The 25,531-nt window shown below is 62.3% G+C and carries 25 protein-coding genes and 1 tRNA gene; 12 read left to right on the top strand and 14 right to left on the bottom strand.

The window, feature by feature from the left end; all coding sequences use genetic code 11:
• The first annotated feature begins 15 nt into the window (after positions 1-15).
• Together istA and istB are read left to right on the top strand one after the other, a co-directional pair.
• Positions 16-1,539 carry an IS21 family transposase gene (gene istA, locus AC07X9_RS12530; protein WP_086485527.1) on the top strand — a complete coding sequence of 508 codons (1,524 nt, stop codon included), beginning with the start codon at positions 16-18 and terminating at the stop codon, positions 1,537-1,539.
• Entirely contained in the window at positions 1,529-2,335 is an 807-nt protein-coding gene (gene istB, locus AC07X9_RS12525) for an IS21-like element helper ATPase IstB (RefSeq protein ID WP_069338825.1), read from the top strand. Before istA ends, istB begins: the two co-directional genes overlap by 11 nt.
• A gap of 53 nt (positions 2,336-2,388) precedes the next feature.
• Here istB and AC07X9_RS12520 read toward each other — a convergent pair whose 3' ends face one another.
• The 3 genes from AC07X9_RS12520 to AC07X9_RS12510 form a co-directional block, all read right to left on the bottom strand.
• Positions 2,389-6,264, bottom strand: a complete 3,876-nt coding sequence (locus AC07X9_RS12520; protein ID WP_086485778.1) for a sacsin N-terminal ATP-binding-like domain-containing protein — start codon at positions 6,262-6,264, stop codon at positions 2,389-2,391.
• 276 nt (positions 6,265-6,540) lie between these two features.
• Entirely contained in the window at positions 6,541-7,743 is a 1,203-nt protein-coding gene (locus AC07X9_RS12515) for a tyrosine-type recombinase/integrase (protein ID WP_086485777.1), read from the bottom strand.
• Positions 7,744-7,920: 177 nt separating this feature from the next.
• A tRNA-Leu gene (locus tag AC07X9_RS12510) sits at positions 7,921-8,007 on the bottom strand.
• A gap of 130 nt (positions 8,008-8,137) precedes the next feature.
• Here AC07X9_RS12510 and AC07X9_RS12505 point away from each other — a divergent pair.
• Positions 8,138-8,893: an alpha/beta fold hydrolase gene (locus tag AC07X9_RS12505; protein ID WP_017182921.1), complete on the top strand. Its 756-nt coding sequence runs from the start codon at positions 8,138-8,140 to the stop codon at positions 8,891-8,893.
• Positions 8,893-9,774, top strand: a complete 882-nt coding sequence (locus AC07X9_RS12500) for a tetratricopeptide repeat protein (RefSeq protein WP_017182922.1) — start codon at positions 8,893-8,895, stop codon at positions 9,772-9,774. The genes AC07X9_RS12505 and AC07X9_RS12500 overlap by 1 nt, the downstream gene beginning before the upstream one ends.
• A 40-nt stretch (positions 9,775-9,814) precedes the next feature.
• On the opposite strand, the gene AC07X9_RS12495 is transcribed toward AC07X9_RS12500, so the two are convergent.
• Positions 9,815-10,522 carry an SIMPL domain-containing protein gene (locus tag AC07X9_RS12495; RefSeq protein WP_017182923.1) on the bottom strand — a complete coding sequence of 236 codons (708 nt, stop codon included), beginning with the start codon at positions 10,520-10,522 and terminating at the stop codon, positions 9,815-9,817.
• Between the two features lie 102 nt (positions 10,523-10,624).
• Here AC07X9_RS12495 and AC07X9_RS12490 point away from each other — a divergent pair, with 102 nt between their 5' ends.
• The 3 genes from AC07X9_RS12490 to AC07X9_RS12480 are packed head-to-tail and all read left to right on the top strand — an operon-like array spanning position 10,625 to position 12,242.
• Positions 10,625-11,059 carry a VOC family protein gene (locus AC07X9_RS12490; protein ID WP_017182924.1) on the top strand — a complete coding sequence of 145 codons (435 nt, stop codon included), beginning with the start codon at positions 10,625-10,627 and terminating at the stop codon, positions 11,057-11,059.
• A 5-nt stretch (positions 11,060-11,064) separates the two neighbouring features.
• Entirely contained in the window at positions 11,065-11,787 is a 723-nt protein-coding gene (gene gloB / locus AC07X9_RS12485; protein ID WP_017182925.1) for a hydroxyacylglutathione hydrolase, read from the top strand.
• A 53-nt stretch (positions 11,788-11,840) separates the two neighbouring features.
• The gene (locus AC07X9_RS12480; protein ID WP_026002348.1) at positions 11,841-12,242 is read left to right on the top strand and encodes a hypothetical protein; all 402 of its coding nucleotides are present in this window, start codon (positions 11,841-11,843) and stop codon (positions 12,240-12,242) included.
• Between the two features lie 10 nt (positions 12,243-12,252).
• Here the strand turns inward: AC07X9_RS12480 and bla are convergent, their stop codons facing one another.
• From bla to ruvA, 5 genes are all read right to left on the bottom strand, one after another.
• Positions 12,253-13,137, bottom strand: coding sequence for a subclass B3 metallo-beta-lactamase (gene bla, locus AC07X9_RS12475; protein WP_017182927.1), 885 nt, complete (start codon positions 13,135-13,137; stop codon positions 12,253-12,255).
• Positions 13,138-13,156: 19 nt separating this feature from the next.
• Positions 13,157-14,899, bottom strand: a complete 1,743-nt coding sequence (locus tag AC07X9_RS12470; RefSeq protein WP_017182928.1) for an AMP-dependent synthetase/ligase — start codon at positions 14,897-14,899, stop codon at positions 13,157-13,159.
• 126 nt (positions 14,900-15,025) lie between these two features.
• Complete coding sequence (gene ruvB / locus AC07X9_RS12465) at positions 15,026-16,045, bottom strand: Holliday junction branch migration DNA helicase RuvB (RefSeq protein WP_017182929.1); 1,020 nt, start codon at positions 16,043-16,045, stop codon at positions 15,026-15,028.
• 37 nt (positions 16,046-16,082) lie between these two features.
• Positions 16,083-16,409, bottom strand: coding sequence for a GIY-YIG nuclease family protein (locus tag AC07X9_RS12460; protein ID WP_017182930.1), 327 nt, complete (start codon positions 16,407-16,409; stop codon positions 16,083-16,085).
• A 72-nt stretch (positions 16,410-16,481) separates the two neighbouring features.
• Positions 16,482-17,090: a Holliday junction branch migration protein RuvA gene (ruvA, locus tag AC07X9_RS12455; RefSeq protein ID WP_017182931.1), complete on the bottom strand. Its 609-nt coding sequence runs from the start codon at positions 17,088-17,090 to the stop codon at positions 16,482-16,484.
• A 127-nt stretch (positions 17,091-17,217) separates the two neighbouring features.
• Here ruvA and AC07X9_RS12450 point away from each other — a divergent pair, with 127 nt between their 5' ends.
• Positions 17,218-17,793 carry a peptidase S14 gene (locus tag AC07X9_RS12450; RefSeq protein ID WP_026002350.1) on the top strand — a complete coding sequence of 192 codons (576 nt, stop codon included), beginning with the start codon at positions 17,218-17,220 and terminating at the stop codon, positions 17,791-17,793.
• A 7-nt stretch (positions 17,794-17,800) separates the two neighbouring features.
• Positions 17,801-18,436 carry a DUF1345 domain-containing protein gene (locus AC07X9_RS12445; protein ID WP_017182933.1) on the top strand — a complete coding sequence of 212 codons (636 nt, stop codon included), beginning with the start codon at positions 17,801-17,803 and terminating at the stop codon, positions 18,434-18,436.
• A 20-nt stretch (positions 18,437-18,456) separates the two neighbouring features.
• Here the strand turns inward: AC07X9_RS12445 and AC07X9_RS12440 are convergent, their stop codons facing one another.
• Positions 18,457-18,777, bottom strand: coding sequence for a hypothetical protein (locus tag AC07X9_RS12440; protein WP_017182934.1), 321 nt, complete (start codon positions 18,775-18,777; stop codon positions 18,457-18,459).
• Positions 18,778-18,927: 150 nt separating this feature from the next.
• Between AC07X9_RS12440 and AC07X9_RS12435 the strand changes: the two genes are divergently transcribed.
• On the top strand, positions 18,928-20,229 hold the full coding sequence (locus tag AC07X9_RS12435; RefSeq protein ID WP_017182935.1) for a methyltransferase family protein: 1,302 nt from the start codon (positions 18,928-18,930) through the stop codon (positions 20,227-20,229).
• Positions 20,230-20,247: 18 nt separating this feature from the next.
• Here the strand turns inward: AC07X9_RS12435 and AC07X9_RS12430 are convergent, their stop codons facing one another.
• Positions 20,248-21,621, bottom strand: coding sequence for a glutamate--cysteine ligase (locus tag AC07X9_RS12430; protein ID WP_017182936.1), 1,374 nt, complete (start codon positions 21,619-21,621; stop codon positions 20,248-20,250).
• Between the two features lie 100 nt (positions 21,622-21,721).
• Positions 21,722-22,468 carry a 16S rRNA (uracil(1498)-N(3))-methyltransferase gene (locus AC07X9_RS12425; protein ID WP_017182937.1) on the bottom strand — a complete coding sequence of 249 codons (747 nt, stop codon included), beginning with the start codon at positions 22,466-22,468 and terminating at the stop codon, positions 21,722-21,724.
• A 96-nt stretch (positions 22,469-22,564) separates the two neighbouring features.
• Between AC07X9_RS12425 and ubiA the strand changes: the two genes are divergently transcribed.
• Together ubiA and AC07X9_RS12415 are read left to right on the top strand one after the other, a co-directional pair.
• Positions 22,565-23,467, top strand: a complete 903-nt coding sequence (gene ubiA, locus AC07X9_RS12420; RefSeq protein ID WP_017182938.1) for a 4-hydroxybenzoate octaprenyltransferase — start codon at positions 22,565-22,567, stop codon at positions 23,465-23,467.
• Complete coding sequence (locus AC07X9_RS12415; RefSeq protein WP_017182939.1) at positions 23,464-24,939, top strand: phospholipase D-like domain-containing protein; 1,476 nt, start codon at positions 23,464-23,466, stop codon at positions 24,937-24,939. The genes ubiA and AC07X9_RS12415 overlap by 4 nt, the downstream gene beginning before the upstream one ends.
• On the opposite strand, the gene AC07X9_RS12410 is transcribed toward AC07X9_RS12415, so the two are convergent.
• The gene (locus AC07X9_RS12410) at positions 24,936-25,193 is read right to left on the bottom strand and encodes a BrnA antitoxin family protein (protein ID WP_017182940.1); all 258 of its coding nucleotides are present in this window, start codon (positions 25,191-25,193) and stop codon (positions 24,936-24,938) included. The genes AC07X9_RS12415 and AC07X9_RS12410 overlap by 4 nt on opposite strands.
• Positions 25,174-25,446: a BrnT family toxin gene (locus AC07X9_RS12405; protein WP_017182941.1), complete on the bottom strand. Its 273-nt coding sequence runs from the start codon at positions 25,444-25,446 to the stop codon at positions 25,174-25,176. Before AC07X9_RS12405 ends, AC07X9_RS12410 begins: the two co-directional genes overlap by 20 nt.
• Positions 25,447-25,531 lie beyond the last annotated feature (85 nt).

Raw genomic sequence — 25,531 nt, 5'->3', positions numbered from 1 at the left:
TATGGAGTGTTGGACATGGCGTTATTGAGCGTTATCCGGCGCTGGCATTTTCGCGATCATCTACCGATCCGAGAGATAGCGCGGCGCACCGGACTATCACGCAACACGATCCGCAAATATTTGCGGTCCGAGACGATCGATCCGCGATTCAAGGTGCCTGATCGACCAAGCAAACTGGATCCATTTGCTGAGCATCTGGCGGCCTGGCTGCGGCGCGAGATGGGCCGATCGCGCAAGCAGAAGCGCACGATCAAGCAGTTTCACGCCGATCTGGTGAGCCTGGGTTATGAAGGATCCTACAACCGGGTTGCCGCTTTTGCTCGGGACTGGCGCGAAGATTATCGGCGCCAGCAACAGATTGGCGGGCGTGGGACATTCGTGCCCCTGTCGTTCGCGCCGGGGGAAGCTTTCCAGTTTGATTGGAGCGAGGACTGGGCAATCATTGCCGGGGTTCGGACCAAGCTGCAGGTCGCGCATTTCAAGCTCAGTTACAGCCGGGCATTCATCGTGCGCGCCTACCTTCTGCAAACCCATGAGATGCTGTTCGACGCCCATAATCACGCCTTCCGCGTGCTGGGCGGCGTGCCGCGCCGGGGTATCTATGACAATATGCGCACGGCGGTCGACAAGGTCGGGCGTGGTAAGGAACGCACCGTCAACGCACGCTTCCTGACGATGGTCAGCCACTATCTGTTCGAAGCCGAGTTCTGTAACCCGGCTGCGGGATGGGAAAAGGGGCAGGTCGAGAAGAATGTCCAGGATGCGCGGCACCGTCTGTGGCAACCCACGCCGCAGGCCGAGAGCCTTGATGCGCTGAACCTGTGGCTGGAGGAGCGCTGCAAGGCGTTATGGGAGGACATCTCTCACGGGATCGAACCCGGGTCGGTTGCCAATGCCTGGGCCGATGAATCTGAGTGTCTGATGGTTGCGGGCAGGCCCTTCGATGGTTTTGTGGAATATCGCAAACGGGTATCGCCGACGTGCCTCATCCACTTTGAGCGCAATCGCTACAGCGTACCGGCCTCTTTCGCCAATCGCACTGTCAGCCTGCGCGTCTATCCTGATCGCTTCCAGGTCGTCGCCGAGGGGCAGCCAATCTGCGCGCATCAGCGCATCATCAACCGCTCTCACGACGGTCCAGGTCATACGGTTTATGACTGGCGTCATTATCTGGCGGTCGTGCAGCGCAAACCCGGCGCCCTGCGCAACGGAGCGCCCTTCCTTGAGCTACCCGATGCGTTCCAGCGTCTGCAGCGACATCTGTTGCGCAATCCTGGCGGCGACAGGGAAATGGTCGAAATACTGGCGCTGGTTCTTCATCATGATGAGCAACTGGTGCTGACGGCGGTCACCATGGCGCTGGAGGCTGGCGTTCCGACCAAGACCCATATCCTCAATCTGCTCTATAGGCTGGTCGACGGAAAACCGATCTCCACGCCGCCGGTGACGGCGCCCCAGGCGCTCAAGCTGGTCAGCGAGCCGATGGCCAATGTCGAACGCTATGATGATCTGCGCAAGGAGAAGCGTCATGCGTCATGACCCTGCCAGCGGCGCCATCGTTGTCATGCTCCGCAGCCTCAAGATGCATGGCATGGCGCAGGCCGTCACCGATCTCATGGAACAGGGATCTCCAGCCTTCGAAGCCGCCATCCCGATCCTCTCCCAGTTGCTCAAAGCCGAGACAGCAGAACGGGAGGTTCGGTCTGTGGCCTATCAGCTCAAGATCGCGCGCTTCCCTGTCTATCGCGATCTGGCCGGCTTCGACTTTACCAGTAGCGAGGTCAATGAAGCTCTGGTGCGTCAGTTGCATCGCTGCGACTTCATCGACATCGCCGACAATATCGTGCTGGTCGGCGGTCCTGGCACCGGCAAGAGCCATGTGGCAACCGCGCTGGGCATCCAGGCCATCGAACATCATCGAAAGCGCGTCCGCTTCTTCTCGACGGTCGAACTGGTCAATGCGCTCGAGCAGGAAAAAGCACAGGGCAAGGCCGGTCAGATCGCCAATCGCCTCCTGCACTCCGATCTCGTTATCCTGGATGAGCTTGGATATCTGCCGTTCAGTGCTTCAGGTGGCGCGCTGCTCTTCCATCTGCTGAGCAAACTCTACGAGCGCACCAGCGTCATCATCACCACAAACCTGAGCTTCAGCGAATGGGCCACCGTGTTCGGCGACGCCAAAATGACCACGGCGCTTCTCGATCGGCTTACCCATCACTGCCACATCCTGGAGACCGGCAACGATAGCTTCCGCTTCAAAAACAGCTCTGCCAAGCAGGCCAGAACCCAAAGGAGAAAACCACGGGTTGACCCACCCATGACACCCGAAACATAATCCGCAGACGGGTCACTTCTCGATGGAAAACCCGGGTCACTTCTCAGTGGAAATCAACAGCGGAGGTTCAACGCGGGACCTACGCGCTCATGAAGCTCGCGAAGATGCTCGGCAGACTCGCGGTCGGCGAGGTGGGCGACGACGGGGAGCAAAGCGCGGACCCGGCGCTCAATGCCACCGCGCGTCGCTGCGAAATAGTCTCGTACCACCTCAGGGCCGCGCTTGATCGCCCGCGCAAACTGATCTTCGCTGGGCTTCCCGAAACCGTCAAAGCCAGCGCGTTCAAGGCGTTCGAGCATTGTTTCGAGCGTGGGCCGCCGAACGCCCATCAGTTTTGTGAGCGCTGGTGCCGCCTCACACAGCAAGTCGATGCCGATCGTTCCCGGGGCAACAAGTACCAGCGTCGGCAACTTCGGGTCCGCGACGGGTTGCGCGCGCTCGTCGCCACGGGCGTGTGCGAGTTCGCCATCGATCATAAGCGCGAAGCTGGCGCAGCGGCGGAGTCTGATCTGGCGGAGGCGCCGTTCGAGTTCGTCGGGCGGGAGCGTCCGCAATTCCAACGGGTCGCCGAGATATTCGTGAGCGAGGACTGCCGCATCAATCAACCACGTAAGGCTGCCCGTCGCCAGCAGTGGATCGTCGGTGCGCGGCGTAAATGCCTGCCCATCGACAATCAACTCAACGTCGCCAGCGTCGGCCAGGCGCGAGCGAAAGGCACCGGTTGCCTGGATCAGCGTGGCGATCGCCGCTGCGTCGTTTTCTCCGACGTCTAACACCGCTTCGCCGCGATCGCCCAAGGCGCGAGCCGCAAATCCTTGCCGTTCGCTGGTGACGTGGACCAGCGGTGGTTCGTCCGCGTCAGGACGACAAAGTTCGAGACTGCCACCACGCTCGACCACGAGCGCGAGCGTTGTTGGCAGAGACTGACCAGTATCGACGACGTCGCTCCACGCGCGGCGTAGCTGATCGCGCAGGTCGCGGCGCTCGGCGGCATTCAAATCATCGAGACTGGCCGCCAGCGCGGCGAGACGCGCGCTAGCTGTTTCGCGGTTCGACCAATCCCTAAGGCCGATCCGCGGATCGAACAGGATCGAAGGCAGGGCGGCACGCGCGCCGGTCTCGGATTGAAATCGTGGAACGAACCGCGGCGGAAGCTGGCGGGCGGCAGTAGTCGACCAACTCTCCGCCGGTGCGGCGAACACGATGTCATCGCCCCGAACGCTGGCGACCCAAGGCGCGGCACCTAAGAACACTGCGAGCGGCGTCGGCAGCTCAACTCGGTTTAAACGGCGATAGTGGTCGATGGAGAAGCGAAGGTGCTTGGCACCATGCTCCCGCAAAAACGCGACAATCAGTTCGGACGGCCCAACCCGCGCGTCGGCGGTGAGCTGGGCATATTCAGTTTGACCGGGAAGTCGCCAGATTTCCCCCACCAATTCGTATTCGGTATAGGGGTTCTCGAACCGGGTCCCGCTGACTTTGGCGGTCCAAGCCGACCCAAAGCCGTTTTCGATCGATTGGGTTGAAAGGATGCTTTTCCAATGCCAGCTTGGCGTCCCCCGTCGCGCGACTGCAGCAGGGAGCGGCGGTAAGCCGTCGCTAACTCCCAACAGCGCAAGAAACCGATGCCAGTCCTCCCGGCGATCACCTGCCCCTACGCGCGGCCAATCTGCAAAGCCGATCAATAGGCGCCCGCGGACCATCGCGCAATCGGGCGAAACGGGTGCGGCTTCAAGGAGATATGGCTCAACCGTGCGCCCGAGCGCGGTCCAAGCCGCAGAGAACACTGCGGTTCGCGCGGGATGCCACCCTCCCAGTGTCGGCACCCACAAATCGGCCGCACTGAGCGCATCCTCAACCGCCTTTCCCCCACCACCATTCCACACTTTGAATGACCAGATTAGTGCTTCCTGACGCTGAAGATCGCTCGCTTTGTCCGATAGCGTACCTTTGAGTGTCGCGAGCACGTCGAGCGGGTCGTAACTGCGGAGCAGTCCCGCCTTTTCGAAGGCACGCTGCGTTGTCTCGCTGAGTTCTATCGCATCGCTGAGAAATCTAAATTTCCGCTTGAGCGACGGCGGCGGGCTCGGCGGTCCCTCGTTGCGTCGGCGCCGCCCGGACTTGGTCCTGACAAAAACCGGAGGAGCACCGTCGAGTGCTTTCGCGGTCGCGGCGAGCAACTTGCCATCCGCGTCGACGAATATCTTGCGCCCCCTGAGCGAAGATAACGGCTGGCTGGATGCTGCGAACACTGCGCAAACGTCATCGAGAAATGCCTTCCACCGTGTCGGCGACGCGCGATGTTCTCGCGCGAGCCACCGGGCAACTGCTTCGGACCAGATGCAGAGCGCGTCAGCGGACAGATCCAAAGGCAATTTGACCGCGCTCGCGACCGTCCTGATCCGCGCGAGACGATCGGATCCAAGCGTCTCCAGCACAATGTCGGCTTCGGCAACAGAAGCGAGGCGCTTCGGTGTCATCTGCGTAACCCTCACCTCGGGCCAAGCATAGAGCGCCTTGAAATTTGCCCAGTTCGAAAGTCCGCCTGCCACCACCGGCCAGATCACCACCTCGTCAAGCGGTCGCTCGATCTCAAGAAAGGCAGCTACTAACTTATCAGTATGCGGTGCCGCCCAAGCAGCGAGGTCGACAACGACGCTCGGAGGCAGGTCCATTCCACCGTCGACGATCGTGGTCGCCGCCAACGCGCATGTCCTCGCCGCCGCTTCCAGCAGGAACTTGTTGAACGGTACGTCTGGTTTCATCGATCGGCGATCAATGTCAGCGAAGAACGGCGCATCGATATGTCCGCCGATTGGTGCGATGGCGTTCTCAGTCATCGGCAGAAAATTGAACAGACGTCCAGCGGTGCCATTCCCATTGATTGGTACCGCGACCGAGACAATCGCTTCGCCCTGCCAGTCAAGCCAGCGCTTGAGTGGCGGCGCGGCCTGAAGGCTGGCTTTGATTGCATCGAGGAGCGGCGGCTTAGCAAGCACTGAGCGGGCAAGCAGATAGTCGTGGCCGTCGACCGCGACCTTTGCCAGCGAACTGGTATTGGCGGCGCCTTCGAAGATGGTCGTGGCAGTTCGGGTCGATCGCTGGCGGGCCACCTTCTGTCCGAAGCGCACAATCTCGACATCGAGCGCCTCTAGCCGATCTAAGAAAAGCAGCACCGGCGTGGCTGGATCGAGCAAGGCTTTTACTTGTGCCTCTGCGAGGGCTATCGCTTCAACAGAATTAAGTGGCAGCGAAACCACCGTGGCGAAACCGTTCGCTGCCAAGGCTTCAACTGCGGTGGACTGCGGCATTTCCGGCTTCGGGACGAGGTAGCGCGGCACGGTATCGGCGACGTGCCGTGCCTCGTCTTGCGTCGCACCGAGCGTCAATAGGTCATTTTCGATTTCGCCGCGTGAAGCGAAGCGGAAACAGTAGCCGTCGAACTTTCCACTCGTCGTACCGGGGCGCCCGGAGTAGATTCTTACATCATCGGTCAAAGCCTCGACACTGCGAAAGCCGAGCCCCTTGTTTCCAATTCCCTCGCCAATCCGCTTGTCGCTGGTGCCGATGTTGATGACCGCGTCTAAATTCGACCGGGAAAATGCACGCCCTCGATTGGCGACAAGTAGTTCGCCACAATCGTCCTTGGTTATTAGCAATCGAACAACGATCTCCCCGCATCCACCTGTCGCGTCCGCTGGGTGGGCATCGTGACCGTTTTGCACCAGTTCGAAGAGGACGCGGTCCCCATACTGTGTGCCGATCACCTCGTTGAGATTCTTTAGGCTCTCGTAGACCTTATGCCCGCGGCGGTGCCCGTCGAGCGCATATTCGAGCAGCGAGTTTGCCGTCTCTGCAACTTCGCGTGCATAATCAGGCGAGCTATTTTTCGTTGAATCCGTGACGATCGTATTGTCGCGTTCAGCCATGCAAGCTCCATAACTCTCCTGCTAAACGCAGACTAGGCGGTTGTATTTTGAAAGTTTGAGGAACGACCATGAAAAAGCCGCGGCGCGACCTTTCCCGACTGCGCTTTGGTTTCGATTAAGGGCAAATGTGTCAAAACGCGTGCGGAATCGACGACAGTACTCGCCAAAAACCGCAGTATTCGATCCAAAATAATCGACGGCCTTTTTCAAGTTGGCGGGTCGATGATTTGAATGGCTAAGATGAAGCTGCAAAGCGACCCCCATATCACGCGGCGGTCAGCGGCTCGCTTCGCGTTGTCGAAGCTCATCAAGATAGTCGCTCCACCATTGCGCCATCTTCACGCGTTCATCCCAGTAGTTCCCGCGATTATAGACGCCGCGAATAGCGTTGCTGTCGCCATGGGCGAGAGCGCGCTCGATGGCGTCGGGATGCCAGAGGCCGCTCTCATTGAGCATTGTCGATGCGGTCGAGCGCAAGCCATGTGCCGTCACTTCGTCCTTGGTGAACCCCATACGCCGAAATGCCGCATTGATCGTATTCTCGCTCATTGGACGCTGGCGCGTATGGAACGCTGGAAAAATGTAGCCCTTGCCGCCGGTGATCGATTTTAGGTCTCGAAGCAGTTCCAGCACCTGGCATGATAGCGGCACCACATGGGTCCGACGCGCCTTCATTTTGCCTTCCGGAATTGTCCAGGTGGCCTTGTCCCAATCGATCTCGTTCCACTCGCCATGGCGCAGCTCACCTGGTCGCACAAAAACATGGGGTGCAATCTTCAATGCGAATTTCGTTGCCGGGTAGCATTCGAAATCATCGATGGCGCGAAGTAGCCCGCCCAACTTCTCAGGCTCAAGGATCGCCGCGTAGTGCCGCGCCCTGGGCGTGACCAGAGCGCCCTGCAAGATCGATGTCGGATCGATTTGGCACTGACCAAGCGCGGCCCCATACCGGAACACCCGACTTGCGAAGGATCGGCATTTCTTCGCGGTTTCGAGATTGCCTTTCGCTTCGAGTTTCTTGAGCGCCGCCAGCATCAACTGCGGATCGACGTCGTTGATTGGCATATTGCCGATTGCGGGCTTGAGCAGTTCGAGGAACCAGCGCGCCTTGCACAGCGTGGCCTCCGCCCGACCTTCCGGTACCATCTTCTCATCGATGTACTTGTTGGCGATGACCTCGAAGGTGTTTTCCGCACCTAGCTTGATCCTGGCCTTCTTGCGCTTGCGCTCCAGCATCGGATCGATGCCATCGGAAACCTTGAGCCGAGCTCGGTCGCGAAGCTGGCGCGCTTGCGACAAGCTTACCTCTGGAAACGCGCCGATAGGCAGCTTCTTTTCCTTCCCACCAAAGCGGTACTTGAAATACCAGAGCTTGGAGCCGTTGGGCTTCACCAGAAGCAGCAGCCCACGCGAGTCGTATTTCTTGTAAGACTTGTCGGCAGCCCGGAAGCCTTTGATTTCCTGCACATTGAGGCTCATTTGGGGGCCTCACTTTCGTGCGATTTGGGGGCTTTTGACCTGGAGCCCCCAGCCGAGGCCCCCAGAGACGTTGGAACAAAGGGAAACAAAACAAGACCTCGCTTTCCGCGCTAGAGGTCAATAATGGCAGAATTCCGCCATTTCTGCAATGTTTTGGAACGTTCTGATGAGAACAAATGGTGCCCAGAAGAGGACTCGAACCTCCACGACCTTGCGATCGCCAGCACCTGAAGCTGGTGCGTCTACCAATTCCGCCATCTGGGCACGGGGTAGGAGCGCGCAACTAGCCGCTGGCCTTGGGGCTGTCAACGCAGGAAAGCGGATAATTTTTGTGGCTTGGGCAAAAAGCCGGGTTATGGGCGATCAAGCCCTTTGCCTGACAGGATGCCCCGCCATGACCCATGCCGATTTCGTACCGCCAGCCTTGTTTACCCGGCCTGACGGGGTGCGCCTTGCCTATCGTCAGCGGGATGGCGCGGGGCCGACGATCGTCTTTTTGCCGGGCTATATGTCCGACATGGAAGGGGGCAAGGCGATCGCGCTCGACGCTTGGGCGGCGCGCAGCGGGCGGGCAATGTTGCGGCTGGACTATGCCGGGTGCGGGGCCAGCGACGGGCGGTTCGAGGATGGCACGCTGGCCAGTTGGCGGGACGATGTGCTGTTGCTGGTCGATGCGCTGGTCGAAGGGCCGATGGTGCTGGTAGGGTCGTCCATGGGCGGCTGGCTGGCATTGCTCGTGGCGCTGGCGCGGCCAGAGCGGATGGCGGGACTGGTGGGCATCGCCGCAGCGCCCGATTTTACCGACTGGGGCTTTACCGAGGCGGACAAGGCGTTGCTGATGACCGAGGGGCGGATCGAGGAGCCAACGCCCTATAGTGACCAGCCCTATGTGACGACGCGGGGCTTCTGGGAATCGGGGCAGGCGTCGCGGCTGCTGGGCGGACCGATCGCCATCGACTGTCCGGTGCGGTTGCTGCACGGGCAGTGCGACGATGCTGTGCCCTGGGAAACGGCGCTGCGGATTGCGGCGCAGGCGCGTTCATCCGATGTGCAGACGCTGCTGGTTAAGGACGGCGACCACCGCCTTTCCCGCGACAGCGACATCGCCCTGCTGATCCGCACCGTCGCCAGCCTGCTGGATAGTCTCTGATGCCCTTTTTCCTGCCGCTCCTGTTCCTTGCGCAAGGCTATGACCCGGAAATCGAGGCGGTGATGAACCGCAGCCGGAAGGAGAAGCAGGAAGCAGCGGCGGCTGCGACGGCTGCGGCCCCCAAGCCAGCAGCGGCGCGGGAGGATGGACGGATTCCGGTTCCGGCCAAATATGCCGCGCCTTTTCAGGCCTGCCTGGATCAGGCGATCGAAGCGCCCGATGCAGGCGTCGCCTTTGCCCAGAAGTGGCGGATCGACGGCGGCAGTTTCTATGCGCGGCATTGCATGGGCTTTGCCTATGCCCGCGCCGAGCGCTGGGGCCCTGCGATCGTCGCGTTCGAGCAGGCTGCCGAGGAGGCAGAGCGCAGCGCCGAAATGGCGCAGAGCGCGCGGCTGTGGGCGCAGGCGGGCAATGCGGCGCTGGCCAGTGGCGATCCGGCCAAGGCGCGGCAGGATTTCGATGCGGCGCTGGCGCGGGGGCTGCCGGATGGACTTGAGAAAGGCGAAGTGCATCTCGATCGGGCGCGGGCGCTGGTGGCGCTGGGCGATACGGTAGCGGCACGTGAATCGCTGGATGTGGCGCTCGCTCAGGCCCCACGGGACCCGCTCGGCTGGCTGCTGTCGGCAACGCTGGCGCGGCGGTCAGGCGAGATGGCCTTGGCGCAGGCGCATATTGCCCGCGCCGTGCAACTGTCGCCTGACGATGCGTCGGTGGCGCTGGAGGAAGGCAACATCGCGGTGCTGACACAGCATGACGATGTCGCGCGCTCGGCCTGGCAGCGCGCGGTCAGGCTGGCGCCGACGACAGCGGCGGGGAAGGCAGCGGCGGACAATCTGTCGCGATTGCCCGCCGCGGGTGCGGTTAAACCGAAACTGAACTAGACATATGCAATGATTTTACCGCCATATATCTAAACTATTGTTATTTAAGGTAAAAATCAACCGTTGTGACGACGCGGACCTTTTTGTAGGGCGTATCGCTTGATCCATCGCCGCCTTCGCCGTCGCGTGCGTCGATCGAAAAATAGCCCTGGGTGGCGCTTTTGATGCCGCCGACGCTGGTGCCGCTGTCCTTTGCGAATTGTTCGGCAGCGTTGCGCGCATCCTTGGTGGCGGCGGCGACCATCGGGGGTTTGAGGTCGTTCAATTTGGTGAAGCTGTAGCGCATGCCCGACCCTTCCTGCAGCGTCACGCCGCGGCGGACCAGGTCGAACTGTTGCGCTACGGCGCGCTGGGCGCGGGCGATGTCGGTGGTGCGCAGCAGCATCCGCTGGGTAATGGTGATATTGTTGACGCCATTGTTGAGATATTGGTTCACGCCAGCGCCGACCGGGGTGAGGGCGTCCGGCTTGAAGCCCAGACTGGCAAAATAGGCTTTGAGTTCGCGCGTATTGTTGTCGATTTCGGCGCGCACCGTAGGCAGGTCGAAGCCGGTCGCCGAATAGCTGATCGACCAGGTGGCAAGGTCTGCCGTCACATCCTTTTCGGCAAGGCCGCGCACGGTGACAGAGCGGTCCGCTGCCTTGGCCCGTTTCAGCCCGTCGCCCAGCAGATAGCCGCCGCTCATGACGCCCAGCGCCAGCAACGCGGCACTGCCCAGCAAAACCTTGTCCCGCAATTCCAATGCCATAATGCTTTCCTCTTCCTTCGGGGGATGCGCGACCTTATCTATAGGGTTGTCGTGCCAGAACCGAGATGAACCGTTGCTTTATGGCGACGAATGGAGTGACCCTTGCCCAAATATCTGCATAGCATGATCCGCGTGACCGACGTGGACAAAAGCATCGCCTTTTTCGACCTGCTGGGGCTGAAAGAGGTCAAGCGGTTCGATAGCGAACAGGGGCGCTTCACATTGGTCTTTCTCGCCGCGCCGGGCGATGAGGAGGCGCAGGTTGAATTGACCTATAACTGGCCCCCGACCGACGGCAGCCAGCCGGAAAGCTATGATGGCGGGCGCAATTTCGGCCATCTCGCCTATCGAGTCGAGAATATATACGAGACCTGCCAGCGTTTCCTGGACGCGGGCGTGACGATCAACCGGCCACCGCGCGACGGACATATGGCTTTCGTGCGATCGCCGGACGGCATTTCGATCGAACTGTTGCAGGACGGGCGGCTGGACCCGGCCGAACCCTGGGCGTCGATGCCCAATGTTGGTACATGGTGAGCGCTATGCTGGAAGTGATCCGCATTCCGGTGCTCAGCGACAATTATGTCTGGATGATGCATGACGCAGCAAGTGGCGAGACGGTGGTGATCGACCCTGCCGTCGCCGATCCGGTTCTGGCAGCGGCGCAGGCGCGCGGCTGGACCATTGGGCAGGTGTGGAACACCCACTGGCATGGGGATCATGTCGGCGGCAATGCGGCGATCAAGGCGGCCACGGGTTGCACGATTACCGGCCCGGCGGCGGAAGCGGACAAGATCGGCACGCTCGACCGGATGGTGGGAGAAGGCGATGAGGTGCGGATCGGCGCACATGTCGCGACCGTGATGGAAATCCCGGCTCACACCGCCGGGCATATCGCCTATCATTTGGCCGACGAGCATATCGTTTTTGTCGGCGACACGCTGTTTGCGATGGGCTGCGGGCGGTTGTTCGAGGGGACCGCGGCGCAGATGTTCGCCAATATGGCGAGGCTGGGCGCTCTGCCGGAGGATACGGCGGTCTATTGCGCGCATGAATATACACTCTCCAACGGTCGTTTCTCTTTGGAGGTGGAGCCGGACAATGCGGCGCTGGCTGCACGGATGGTAGAAGTGGAGGCTGCGCGGGCGCGTGGCGAGGCGACCGTGCCGACGACGATCGGACTGGAGCGGGCGACCAACATCTTCATGCGGGCGCGGAACGTTGATGAACTGGCGCAGCGGCGCGCGGCGAAGGATGCGGCCTGACGGATTCTGCGCTATGTTGCCGTCTTTGGGGGCAGAGAAAGAGGAGAGCCATGATGCGTGCATGGATATGCCTGACGCCCATGCTACTGGCCGCCTGCACCGGTAGCTACGAACCCACCCCCCTGACCCAGAAGCAGGCGACAAAGCTGGAAGAGGAGCTGGCTGGCAAGGTTGCAGGCGAAAAGGTCAGCTGCATCGACCAACAGCCGCAGACCAACCTGACGGTGATCAGCAACAATGTGCTGCTCTATCGCGTGAACAAGCGGCTCATCTACAAGAATGAGCTGATGGGCAGTTGCAACGGCCTGACCTTTGGTGACACGCTGATCGTGCGCGTTTTCGGGACGCAATTGTGCCGGGGCGATCTGGCCGCCAGCGCCAATTTGATGTCGGGGATGACGACGGGCAGTTGCGCACTGGGGGATTTCATACCCTATCGCACGCCCGGCAAGTGAGCGGCTGCCCTTATCGTCGTTTGACGGCAGCCGCTTCGCGGGCGAGCCTTTTGTCCAGATTCGAACGCGCAGCAGCGGCGTAGCGGGCGCAAGCCTTGCTATCGATCAAAGGGGCAGTTCCCGCTAGGCGATCGTAAAGAGCGCTGGCGGATGGATGCGGCGTGATGAGCAGGTCGCAGCGGAGCGCCGCGACCTTGGCAATGGTCGTGCGCAGGCGCGCGACATGGGCGGGGTGATCGGCAAAGCGGTACCCGTCCGCCGATACTGCGCTCAGACTGTCGGCATATACGATCCTGCGGCAATTTTTTCCGGCGCAGGCAGTCCATGACCAGCTGGTGCCGCCCGGCGAATGGCCCGGCGTCAGATGGGCGGTCAGGCGGAGCGATCCCAGCGTGACGGCTTCGCCATCCCTGACGATGCGCCCGACGCGCGCGCCGGTAAAGGCATCGAGGCCGCCGCGTTGCGGATCGTCGCGGGCGGGGATGCCGCTTTCCAGCATTGGCCGGGCAGCCGCCGACGCGATCAGGGTGGCGCCGGTGCGCTGCTGAAGGGCGTGCAGCCCGCCGGCATGATCGACATGCTCATGGGTGGAGAGCAGATATTTAACGTCCTTGGGGCGCACGCCCAGCCGCTCGATATTGGCGATGATCGCCGGGACAGCCTGCGCGGTGGCCCCGTCGATCAATATATGGCCTTTCGCCCCGGTGACGAGCAGCACCGTGATGCCGCAACTGCCTACGTCATAGATATTGGCGAAGATGCGGACGGGAGGGGCGGGATCGCTCCAGCCATCCTTGCCCGCGCACTGGCGCTGATGCTCGGCCATGCTGGCCGGGCCGGATGGCGTTGCGGCGTGCAATGGCGCGCTGGCGACCATCGCGGCCAAGATCGGCACAGGCAGAGCGTTCAATCCCTCATGCCTTGTACAGCGCGTCCATCCGATCGGCATAGCGTTTACGGATGACATGGCGGCGGATCTTCATCGACGGGGTCATTTCCTCATTGTCGATGGTGAAGGGTTCGTCGGCCAGGATGAAGCGGCGCACCCGTTCGATCACAGACAGGTCGGCATTGACCCGGTCCACTGCCGCGCGCAGCGCCGCCATATAGGCCGGATTGGCATGCGCGTCGGCAGGCACGACGCCATTGGCCTGCGCCCATTCGCGGGTCCATTCAGCGTCCGGCACGATCAGGCCGACCAGATAGGGGCGACGGTCGCCATGCACCATCGCCTGACCGATCTCATTCTGGAGCGTCAGCATCCCTTCGATCTTTTGCGGGGAGACATTGTCGCCCTTGTCATTGACGATCAGGTCTTTTTTGCGGTCGGTGATGCGAATGCGCCCCTTCGCATCGAATTCGCCAATATCCCCGGTGTGAAGCCAGCCGTCTTTCAGCACTTTTTCGGTTTCGACCGGGTTGCGCCAATAGCCGTGCATGACCAGTTCGCCGCGCACGAGGATTTCGCCATCGTCCGCGATCTTGACCTCCACCCCTTTGAGTGGCGGCCCGACCGTGTCCATGGCGATGCCCGCGCTGGGCCGGTTGCAGCTGACCACGGGACCGGCTTCGGTCTGGCCATAGCCCTGGAGCAGGGTGAGGCCCATAGCATCGAAGAACAGGCCGACATCGGGGTTGAGCGGCGCGCCGCCCGATACGAGCGCCTTGAGCCTGCCGCCGAAGCGGGCGCGGATCTTGGGAAGAAGCGTGCGGGCAAGCAGGGCTTTTAGCGGCAGGTCGAGGACGGAGGCCTTGCCCTGCTGTTCCTTTGCGCCGATGCGCAGCGCCTGCGCCATCAGCCAGGTCGGGAATTTGCCCTGCTTCTCGATCGATTTGATGATGCGGGCGCGTAGCACTTCGAACAGGCGGGGGACGACGACCATGATGGTGGGCCGGGTTTCCTCGATATTGCTCGCGAGCTTTTCCAACCCTTCCGCATAGTAGATTTGCCCGCCCAGCAGCATGGGCAGGAACTGCCCGCCGCTATGTTCATAGGCATGGGAGAGGGGGAGGAAGGAGAGGAATGTCTCCTCGCCCCAGCCGAAATCCTCCGCAACGATGGTGCCTGCGCCTTCGGCATTGAGCAGGATCGCGCCATGATGCTGCATCACACCGCGCGGCGCGCCGCCGGTGCCGCTGGTATAGATGATGCAGGCCTGATCCTGGCGGATTGCGGTCTGGGCGGCGGCGCAGGCGGCGACGTCGGTGGGGTGGGCGGCGATCAGATCGTCCCACAGATGGCAGGTCGCCTGCCCCTGTGCGCCGCGCAACGGCTCCATACCGATGACGAAGCTGGCCTGCGAGCGGACGACGGCGGGCATCAGCGCCTGTGCCAGCTTGGCGGTTGAGACGATGACGGCGCGGGCGCCGCTGTCGGTCAGGATATGCTGGTGATCGCGCGTGGTGTTGGTGGTGTAGGTCGGCACGGTGATGCAGCCTGCCGCCATGATCGCCAGGTCGGCGATGCAGAATTCGGGCCGATTCTCGCTGACCAGCATGACCGGGTCGCCGGGCTTGAGGCCCAGGGATTTGAGCGCGGTGGACAGAGCGGCGACCCGGCGGGCGACCTCATTCCAACTGAGCGGATGCCATGTCCCGCCGCTCTTGCGCCACAGAAAGGGGGTGTCGCCGCGCTCTGTGGCGCGCGTGAAGAACATGGTGACAAGGTTGGGAAATGTCTCGATGGCCCTCAAGGCTCGACTCCTGCGGTTCCGACGCATCTGGCGCGCGCCTGATCTTGGCCATGGCTATAGCCCCGCCATGCCGTAGCGGCCATGCTTTTCTCAGTCGAACAGCCCGTTTTGGAAGTCCTGCGGCGGGTTGAGGCCCAGATGCTTCCAGCCCGGACCGTTGAGGCAACGGCCACGCGCGGTGCGGGCGATGAGGCCAAGCTGGATGAGATAAGGCTCGATCACTTCCTCGATCGTGTCGCGCGCTTCGGACAGGCCGGCGGCGAGGGTTTCGACGCCCACCGGGCCACCCCGATAAATGTCGGCGATCATCATCAGATAGCGGCGATCCATCAGGTCAAGGCCCAGATCATCGACATCCAGCCGCCGAAGCGAGGCGTCGGCGACCTTGGCATCGACGGCGGGGACGCCAGCGACATTGGCGAAATCGCGCACCCGGCGCAGCAACCGCCCGGCGATGCGCGGGGTGCCGCGCGACCGGCGGGCAATCTCCACAGCGCCGTCGGGGGTGATGGGAAGGTCGAGCAAGCGGGCGGCGCGGCGCACCACTAGTTCCAGTTCGGGCACGGTGTAGAATTGCAGGCGCACCGGGATGCCGAAGCGATCGCGCAGGGGGGTGGTGAGCAACCCCTGCCGCGTGGTCGCGCCGACCAGGGTGAAGGGCGGCAGGTCGATGCGGACCGATCGGGCGGACGGGCCTTCGCCGATCATCAGGTCGAGCGCGCGGTCCTCCATCGCGGGGTAGAGGACTTCCTCCACCGCCGGGTTGAGGCGATGGATTTCGTCCACGAACAGGACGTCGCCTTCGTCGAGGTTGGTGAGCAGGGCAGCGAGATCGCCCGACTTGGCGATGACCGGGCCGGACGTGGCGCGAAAGCCCACGCCCATTTCCTTGGCGACGATCTGCGCCAGCGTGGTCTTGCCAAGGCCCGGCGGGCCGAAGAAGAGCACATGGTCCAGCGCCTCGCCCCGCGACTTCGCGGCCTCGATAAAGACACGCAGATTGCCGCGCGCGGCTTCCTGCCCGATAAATTCGTCGAGCGATTTCGGGCGCAGCGCGGCGTCGACATCCTCGACGCGACGAGTGGGGGCGAGCAGGCGGTCTTCGGTCATGGGCGACCCTCACCAACTTCGTCATGCTGAACTTGTTTCAGCATCCATCGTGCGTCAATCGTGGATGGACCGGCGGCAAGCCGAGGTTGACCGCCAGATCGACCCAATCGGGATTTTCCGATTCGATGAGATTGATCTTCCATTGTCGATGCCAGCGCTTGAGCTGCTTCTCGCGCAGGATGGCCTGCTCCATCGTATCGCAAGCCTCGAAGCGAACGAGGCGATGGACGCCATATCGGCTGGTGAAGCCCGCCAGTGCATCCGTTCGGTGTTGCATCAGCCGACCGATCAGGTTGGACGTCACGCCGATGTAGAGCGTGCCGTAGGGCTGGCTGGCGAGGATATAGACGCATGGTTGCTTCATCGACCCCCCCCTTCGGCTTGTGCGGCCCAATGGATGCTGAAACAAGTTCAGCATGACGGGTGTGTAACCGCATCACTTCGCGGCCTTCCGCAGAGCGAGCCGCACGAGCGCATCGAGGCTGGCGTCATCGCCCAGTTCGGCTTCGGCGGATGCGACGGCGGTGCTGGCTTCATGGGGTTTGAAGCCGAGATTCTGGAGCGCAGAGAGTGCGTCGGCGGCGAAGCTGCCGGTCGGCAGCATGGCGACGCCGCCCGCGTCGATCGGGCCACCAGCCGGGGTTGCGCCGATCTTGTCCTTCAATTCATTGACGATGCGCTGGGCGAGTTTGGGGCCGACGCCGTTCGCGCGCGCGATCATCGCCTTGTCCCCCATCGCGACGGCGCGGTGCAGTTCGAGCGGTTCGAGCGCGGACAGGATCGCCAGCGCCACCCGCGATCCCACGCCCTGCACATGGGTGAGCAGCCGATACCAGTCGCGCTCCTCTGCGCGCGCGAAGCCGACGAGGCGGATCGAATCTGCCGCGACCAGCATTTCGGTGTGGATCGTCACCGCTTCGCCGATGCTGCCCAGCGCCGCGAGCGTGCGGGATGAGGCGCCGACCAGATAGCCCACGCCGCCCACATCGATGATGGCATGGTCCAGCCCGGTGCTGTCGAGCCGTCCTTTCAATTTCGCGATCATGTCCGCTGCCCCATGGTCATGATCTGTTCTTTACAGGCTCCCGCGCGCGGCGCCAGCGTAAAAGCGCGGCACCTTTTGCGCGCCCATGCGTAGTGCAGCGCGACACCGATCTTCCAAGGACGCGACAATGCTTATGACCGCACCGATGCTGGGCCCAAAGGATTTTGAATATCCATCGATCATGCTGTCGGGGGTGGTCGACCATGGCATGTATCTGCATTTCAAGAACTGCCTGTCGAACGCGCCGCAGCAGGGTTTGGTGGTGGTGGAAATTTCCACCCTGGGCGGCGACCCGGAAATTGCCCGGTTGATGGGCGAGGATATTCGTTTCCATTCCGACCTTTATCCTGAACGGCGGCTGGTATTTCTGGGGCGAACCGCAGTCTATTCGGCGGGGGCGACCTTCATGAGCTTTTTCGCCACCGAAAATCGCTATGTGACGCGCGGTACCCGGATCATGATCCATGAGCGGCTGATCACGAAGAATATCCAGCTGTCAGGGCCGCTTTCCACCTGCATCGCGACGTTGAAGGCGACGCTGAACGAGATTGAATCGTCGATCGCGATCCAGAATGAAGGGTTCCAGAATCTGATCCTGGGATCGGACATCAGCATGGAGGAATTGCTCCAGAAAGCGCCTGAAAACTGGTATCTGGAGGCCAATGAAGCACAGGCGCGCGGACTGATCGCCGCCGTGCTATGAAGGGCGCATGAGCCGCACGATTTCCCGCCAGCCCATCTTCCCCTGGCGTTATGGCATGTTCCTGGCGCTGCTGGTGACGGCAGCGCCGCTTGGTCTTTGGCTACGCTGGCATGAAGCGGTGATGGCGGGTTTCGACATCGCCGCGCTGGCTTTCATGGTGTCGGTCGTGCCGCTGATCCGTGCCGATCCCGCCGCCATCCGGCGCAAGGCGCAGGCGAATGACGCCAATCGGGAGTTAATGCTGTTGCTGACCGGGATCGTCAGCCTGGTCATATTGGTCGCGGTCGGCGTGGCCGTGAGCCAGCATGGCGGGCCCAAGGCGTGGGTGGTCGCGTTGCTGCTGGCCACATTGCTGGTCGCCTGGCTATTTTCCAACCTCATTTACGCGATGCATTACGCGCATATCTTCTATCGGGCGGACAAGGGCGGCGGCGACTGCGCCGGGCTGGATTTTCCGGACACGAAGGAGCCGGGCTATTGGGATTTTCTCTATTTCGCTTTCACGCTGGGCATGACGTTCCAGACGTCCGACATATCCATCACTGACAGCGGCGTGCGGCGCACCGTATTGTTTCAGTGCCTTGCCGCCTTCCTGTTCAACCTTGGCATATTGGCCTTTACCATCAACGTGCTGGGCGGCTGAGCGAAATCAAATCCGGCCCATCAGGCGGCAGTGTCGATCGGGCCGCGTCGCCCCTGCGACTGGCTTTGCTTGGCGGAGCGGGGCGTCGAATCGTCCAGTCCCATATGCCGTACCGTCCTCCACCATTCGGGCAATATCGGCTTGAGCACCGAAAGGCTGCCGCTGCGGGGCGCGGCGTACCAATCGTCGCCGACACGCTGGAAACGCCAGACCGGATCGCAGTTGAGCGGCACACGCTCAAACACTGGTTGGCCATTGGCGCTGCCAAGGGCCGGGACTTCCTTCAACTGGGCAGGGACGTTGCGCACGCTGCCATCGGGAAATCGCACCGCAATCGTCATCTCCTGTCTCCATTGTCGAAGCTTAGGTTGAGATAACGCACTGAGATAAAAAGGGTTCATGGCCTTGCTACAGGTTAAGATGATTCCTGTCGGTTGTCGCGGGCCATGCCTTTCACCGCTTGCTTACCCTTTTGCGCTAGAGCAGCGACCATGCGCGATTCCGTCGATCCCTGCCCCAAATCCGCCGTCAGCCACGGCGTGGGCATCGCTGGCCTTGTCGGCCTTGGCCTCTGGACGCTGGTAGCGCGCCATTACGGCATGGACGGTCCCAATGCCGGGCTGGCCGCGGTCGTCGCCTGCGGCCTGCCAATGGTGCTGTGGTCGCTGATGGTGGACAAGGTGCATCGCAACGCATCGACCGGCATCGACTGGCGTGGCCCGGCGCGTCCCGTGCGCGACGTGCTGGACATTAGCATCGTCAAGATTGCGGGATTGTGGGCGACCTGGCTCGCTATTGCGATCTTCTATTGCATCGCGCGCTGGTACTGGAACGGCAACTACCGATTTTCGATGGACCTGTTCACCGCTGCAGCGCCCTGGCTGCTCGCTTTGTCCATCCCCTACATCATCTGGATCGACCGGCGGTTGGTGCACCCCAAGGACGCCAGTTACAGTTTTGGCCAATGGGTGATCGGCGGCGCGGCGGGCGCGCCCGACATGCGCCAGGTCGCCCACCATGCCCGCGCCTGGACGGTGAAGGGCTTTTTCCTGGCTTTCATGGTCTCCATCGTGCCCGGCAATTTCGCCAATGTCGTGGACTGGCGGATCGAGGAGGCCTTCGCCAATCCCGTGGCGATGGCCGGTTTCCTGATTGCGGTCATGTTCATGATCGACGTGTGCCTTGCCACGGTCGGCTATATTCTGACCTTCAAGCCGCTGGATTCGCATATCCGCACCGCCAACCCCTATCTGGCGGGCTGGGTCGCGGCGTTGATCTGCTATCCGCCGTTCGTGCTGATGGGGGGCGGGGGACCGCTTGATTATCATGCGGGCGGAGCGGAATGGGATTATTGGACGCAAGGGTCGGGCGTGCTGCAATGGGCGCTGGGTGGATGGCTGGTGCTGCTGACCGGCATCTATGCCTGGGCGACGGTGGCGTTCGGCCTGCGCTTTTCCAACCTGACCCATCGCGGCATCCTGACGCACGGTCCCTATCGCTGGACCCGGCATCCGGCCTATCTGGCGAAAAATCTGTTCTGGTGGTTTTCGGCGCTGCCTTTTCTGAGCGTGTCCGGGTCCATGACCGACATAGTGCGCAATTGCGCGATGCTGGCGCTCACCAATGCGGTCTATTATTGGCGCGCCCGGACGGAAGAACAGCATCTGTCCGCCGACCCCGATTATCGCGCCTATAGCGACTGGATGGAGCGCAACGCGCCGGTGCCGCGCTTCTTCGCGTGGGTGACGGGACGCAAGCGCCCCGCCGCCGCGGTGATTCAGGCAGCCGAATAAGCCGCCCGCATCGCGCGATCAGAAGCTTTCTTCCGCATAGATTTTGCTGACGTCGCCGCCCCATTCGCCATGATAGCGGTCCAGCAGCCGTTCAGCGTGGGTCTTGCCGGACGACACGACCTCTTCCAGATCGGACAGATAGCCGGTTTCATTGTCGCCTGCCGTATTGAGACGGGCGCGGGCGGCGAGGCCTGAACGCGCAATGTCGAGCGCGGGACGGGCGATGTCGCGCAGCGTGCGGCCCTTGCCGACCGGCGCATCAAGGCCGAGGCGCGGCACGGAATCGCGCAATATCTGGCGATCTTCCATGCTCCAGTCCTTGACCAGATCCCAGGCGGCATCGAGCGCGCCCTGATCATAGAGCAGGCCGACCCAGAGCGCGGGCAGGGCGCAGATGCGGCCCCAGGGTCCGCCATCGGCGCCGCGCATTTCAAGGAAGCTTTTGAGCCGCACTTCGGGAAAGGCGGTGGAAAGATGATCCTCCCAATCCTTCTCCGTGGGCTTTTCGCCCGGCAGGGCCGACAGTTCGCCGTTCAGGAAATCGCGGAACGACAGGCCCGAAGCGTCGATATATTTGCCGTCGCGATAGACGAAATACATCGGCACATCGAGCGCATAGTCGGCATAGCGTTCATAGCCAAAGCCGTCTTCGAACACGAAGGGCAACATGCCGGTGCGGCGCGGATCGGTGTCCGACCAGATATGGCTGCGGTAGGAGAGGAAGCCGTTGGGCTTGCCTTCGGTAAAGGGCGAATTGGCGAACAGCGCGGTGCCGAGCGGTTGCAGGGCGAGGGAGACGCGGAACTTCTTGGCCATGTCCGCTTCGCTGCCATAGTCCAGATTGGTCTGGATGGTGCAGGTGCGCAGCATCATGTCCAGCCCCATGGAGCCGACGCGCGGCATGTGCCGCAGCATGATTTCATACCGGCCCTTGGGCATGATCGGCAGGTCTGCGCGCGTCTTGTCTGGCCACATGCCTAGGCCCAGAAAGCCCAGGCCCAGCATGTCGCCGACATATTTCACCTGTTCCAGATGGCGGCCGGTTTCGGCGCAGGTCTGGTGAATATTGTCGAGCGGCGCGCCGGACAGTTCGAGCTGCCCGGCCGGTTCCAGGCTGATCGTGCCGTCGGCGCCGGACAGGGCGATGATATTCTCGCCCTCGAACACCGGGTTCCAGCCATAACGGGTCAGGCCGATCAGCAGCGTATGAATGCCGCCCTTTTCCTCATAGGAAGGGGCGTGATGATCCTTGCGGTTATAGACGAATTTCTCGTGCTCCGTGCCGATGCGCCAGCGATCCTTGGGCTTTTCGCCCTTTGCAAAGGCCGCGATCAACTGGTCGCGGCTTTCGATGACGGGATCTTCACCCGCTGAGTCGGTTCTGGTGCTCATGCCCCGCCCTTAATGCTTCCCCTCGGCCGGTCAAACAGCGACTGGCGTTGATCAGATAGGGCCTGTCTATAAACGGTTCAATCCAATAGCGAAATGAAACTTAGTGCCAGTCCCCGTTCAGCGTCATCCACGCTGCCGTTGCGGCGATGGCAGCGGTTTCGGCGCGCAGGATGCGGGGACCAAGCGAAACCGCCACGGCGCGCGGGTGGGCGCGGATCGCTTCGCGTTCGGCAGGATCGAATCCGCCCTCCGGCCCGATCAGGAAAGCGGCGGGACCGGGGTGGGCGGCAAAGGCTGCGGCCAGCGGTGCGCCGCCGGTTTCATCGGCAAAGAACAGGTGACGGTCCTGCGGCCAGTCGCGCAGCAACGCATCGAGCTTCACCATCGTGGCAAGATCCGGCAGGCTGGTACGGCCGCATTGTTCGGCGGCCTCGACCAGATGGGAGTGCAAACGATCCAGATTGAGCTTGTCCACTACGGCGCGGCGAGTGAGGACCGGCTGGAGCTTGGCCACGCCCAGTTCGCACGCCTTTTCAGCGATCAAATCTATCCGGCCCTTCTTGATCGGGGCGCAGCAGAGCCAGAAATCCGGGACGGATTCGGGCGCTTTGGTCTGGCTGATACATTCAAGGATCAGGTCGCGCTTGCGGATGTCGCGGGCGCGGGCGGCCCATTCGCCCGACCGGCCGTCGAACAGCAGGACGATGTCGTCGGGCTTCACCCGCATGACGCTGATCAGATAATGGGCCGGATTGCCATCGACAGGCACCGACACGCCATCCCCCAACTGGGTTTCGACATGCAGACGCGGCGCGCTTTGTGGCGGCCAGGCGGGAGTTGCGGTCATGATGCGCTTTCCGTTCGACGAAACTTGCCCGGAGGCTATGGGAGTCTTTAGAGAAGAACGGGGCGTCGACAAGTCGGCCCGAATGGAGTGCGTCAGTTGAGCCAGACCATCGTTCCCGACAGCCAGGCGCGTGGGCTGCTGGCGCGGCTGCCGGACACCCCGCGCGCGCTGGTGCAGATGGCGCGGTTCGACCGGCCCATCGGCTGGTGGCTGCTCTTCTGGCCGGGGGCCTGGGCGGTGGCGCTGGCGGGGGGCGGCTTTGCGCGCTGGCCGCTGATACTCTGGCTGTTGGCGGGGAGCATCGCGATGCGCGGCGCTGGCTGCGTATTCAACGATATCGTCGATCGCGATCTCGACCGCAAAGTGGCGCGCACGGCCGCGCGCCCGCTGGCGAGCGGCACGATGACGCTGCGCACGGCCTGGCTGTGGCTGGTTGCGCTATGTCTGGTCGGGCTGATCGTGCTGCTGCAATTGCGCCTCTATGCCCAGGTCGTTGCGCTGGCGTCGCTGGCGCTGGTCGCGGCCTATCCCTTCATGAAACGGATCACCGGCTGGCCGCAAGTCTGGCTTGGCCTCGTCTTTTCATGGGCGGCGCTGGTCGGGTGGAGCGAGGTGATGGGCGCGCTGACGCTGCCGGGAATTTCACTCTATGCCGGAACCATTTTCTGGGTTGTGGGCTATGACACGATCTACGCGCTGCAGGACCGGGAGGACGACGCGCTGATCGGCATTGGTTCCAGCGCCCTATCCATGGGGCGGCACGTCCGGCTGGGCGTGGCGCTCTGTTATCTGTGTGCGCTCGGCCTGTGGAGCGGGGCGATCTGGCAGGTGCGGCCCCAGATGCTGGCGCTGGCCGCATTGCTGCCGGTGGCGGGGCATCTGCTGCGGCAGGTCGCCACCCTGCGCGAAGATGGTCTCGATCCACTCGTCAAATTCCGATCCAACCGCTTTGCCGGACTGCTGATGTTTCTGGGATGCCTAGTGGTCGGCAGCGCATGAGCGCGCCAATTGCCGGCCCCGTCGCCGGAGAGGATTGCTGGCAGATCGCACGGGCGACGCGCGCCAGCACGATTATCGACGCCGATGCCTATTTCCGCCATGCCCGCACGGCGATGCTCAAGGCGAAACGGCGGATCATGCTGATCGGCTGGGATTTCGACGCCGCGATCAGCCTGGTGCGCGAGGATGAGGTCCATGATGGCGCGCCGGTGGTGATCGGCGATTTCATCAGTTGGCTGGTGGACCGTACGCCGGATCTGGAAATCTTCCTGCTGCGTTGGGATGTCGGCGCGATGAAGTCGATGGTGCGGCCGACCAACCTGTTCACGACGCTCAAATGGATGGCCCATCCGCGCGTGACGGTGAAGCTGGACAGTCATCATCCGCCCGCGGCCTCCCACCATCAGAAGATCGTGGTGATTGACGATTGTTTCGCCTTTTGCGGCGGCATCGACATGACTGGCGACCGATGGGACACGCGCCATCATCGCGATGAAGAACCGGGTCGGCTGCATCCCGATGGGTCGCCCTATGGCCCCTGGCACGATGCGACCACGGCGCTGACCGGACCTGTCGCCGCGGCGCTCGGGGAACATGCCCGCAATCGCTGGGTCGGGGCGGGCGGCGATGCGCTGGCTCCGGTCGAGGGGGTGGAAGATTGCTGGCCCGACCATCTGCCGGTGCAATTCACCGATGTCGATGTCGCCATTTCCCGCTCCGCGCCCAAAATGGACGATCAGGAGGAACTGATCGAGATCGAGCGGCTCTATTGCCACCAGATCGCTGCGGCGCAGCGTTGCATCTATGCCGAAAGCCAATATTTCGCGTCGCGCCGCATTGCCGAAGCGATCGCCAAACGTCTGGACGAAGCGGACGGGCCGGACATCGTCATCATCAATCCGACCCAGGCCGATGGCTGGCTGGAGCAGCAGGCGATGGATTCGGCGCGGGCGCGTCTGTTCGAGGCTTTGAAGGCGCGCGACGTCCATGGGCGGCTGCGCATCTATCATCCCTTCACGACGCGCGGCGTTCCCATCTATGTCCATGCCAAGATCCTGATCGTCGATGACCGGCTGATCCGGGTCGGTTCATCCAACATGAACAACCGCTCGATGCGGCTGGACACCGAATGCGACGTGACGATCGATACCGCGCTGCCCGCCAATGCTGGCTGGCAGGACAGGATCAGGGCGATCCGCGACGATCTGATCGCCGAGCATCTCGACCTGCCGGTGGAGCGGGTGGCGCGCGTCGTCGCGCAGCGCGGGCTGGTCGCGGGGATAGAGGAAATGCGCCAGAAGCCTGGCCGGACGCTGCGTCCCTATGAGACGCCAGATTTGAATGACGTACAGGCCTGGCTGGCCGACCATGAGGTGCTGGACCCCGAAGGGCCGGACGAAATGTTCGAGCCGATCAGCGAACGTGGCCTCTTCCGGCGAATGAAGGGCTGGTTAGGGCGGGCTAAGGATTAAAGGCCGAGCGCCTTGCGGAGTTCGGCGTTGATCCGGCTTTGCCAGCCCGGCCCGGTGGCGCGGAAACCGTCCAGTACGGCAGCGTCGAGGCGAAGGGTTACCTGTTGTTTGGGGGCGTCCGATTTGGGGCGGCCGGGACGGGTCAGCGTGCCAGTGGCGGGGCGGATAACCCTATCGCCGATGCGAAATTCCGCCCGGTCAAATATCTCCTCCGTCCATTCGGGAATGTCATCATCATCCCAATCTGCGGGCAAAGGCTTTCTGCTCTCGGTCATTGCATTTCCTCATGGAGATGACCCGGATTCCACCATCAACCGGCGTCCAGACCACGGTAATGAGCCTGTCGTTCATCAGGCCATAAGTCTGAAAACGCGGCTCAACATAGTCATATCTATCGTCCTCCACCGTGTAGGACGGACCGTCAAAAACCTGCGCGGCATCAGCGAAATCCAATCCCCGTTCCTGTAGGGTTTTCAATCGCTTTGCCGGATCGAAGCTCAATTCCATTTTCATGCCCCTAGAACGTAGTTACGCGACGCGCTCCAGGGTGGACAAAAACGCTTTGCCATTTTGCATAACTACAGAAATTCGT

It is taken from the genome of Sphingobium sp. GW456-12-10-14-TSB1, assembly GCF_059424385.1.
Note: the sequence above shows the minus strand (reverse complement) of the source record. Positions and strands in the feature narration are given on the sequence as shown.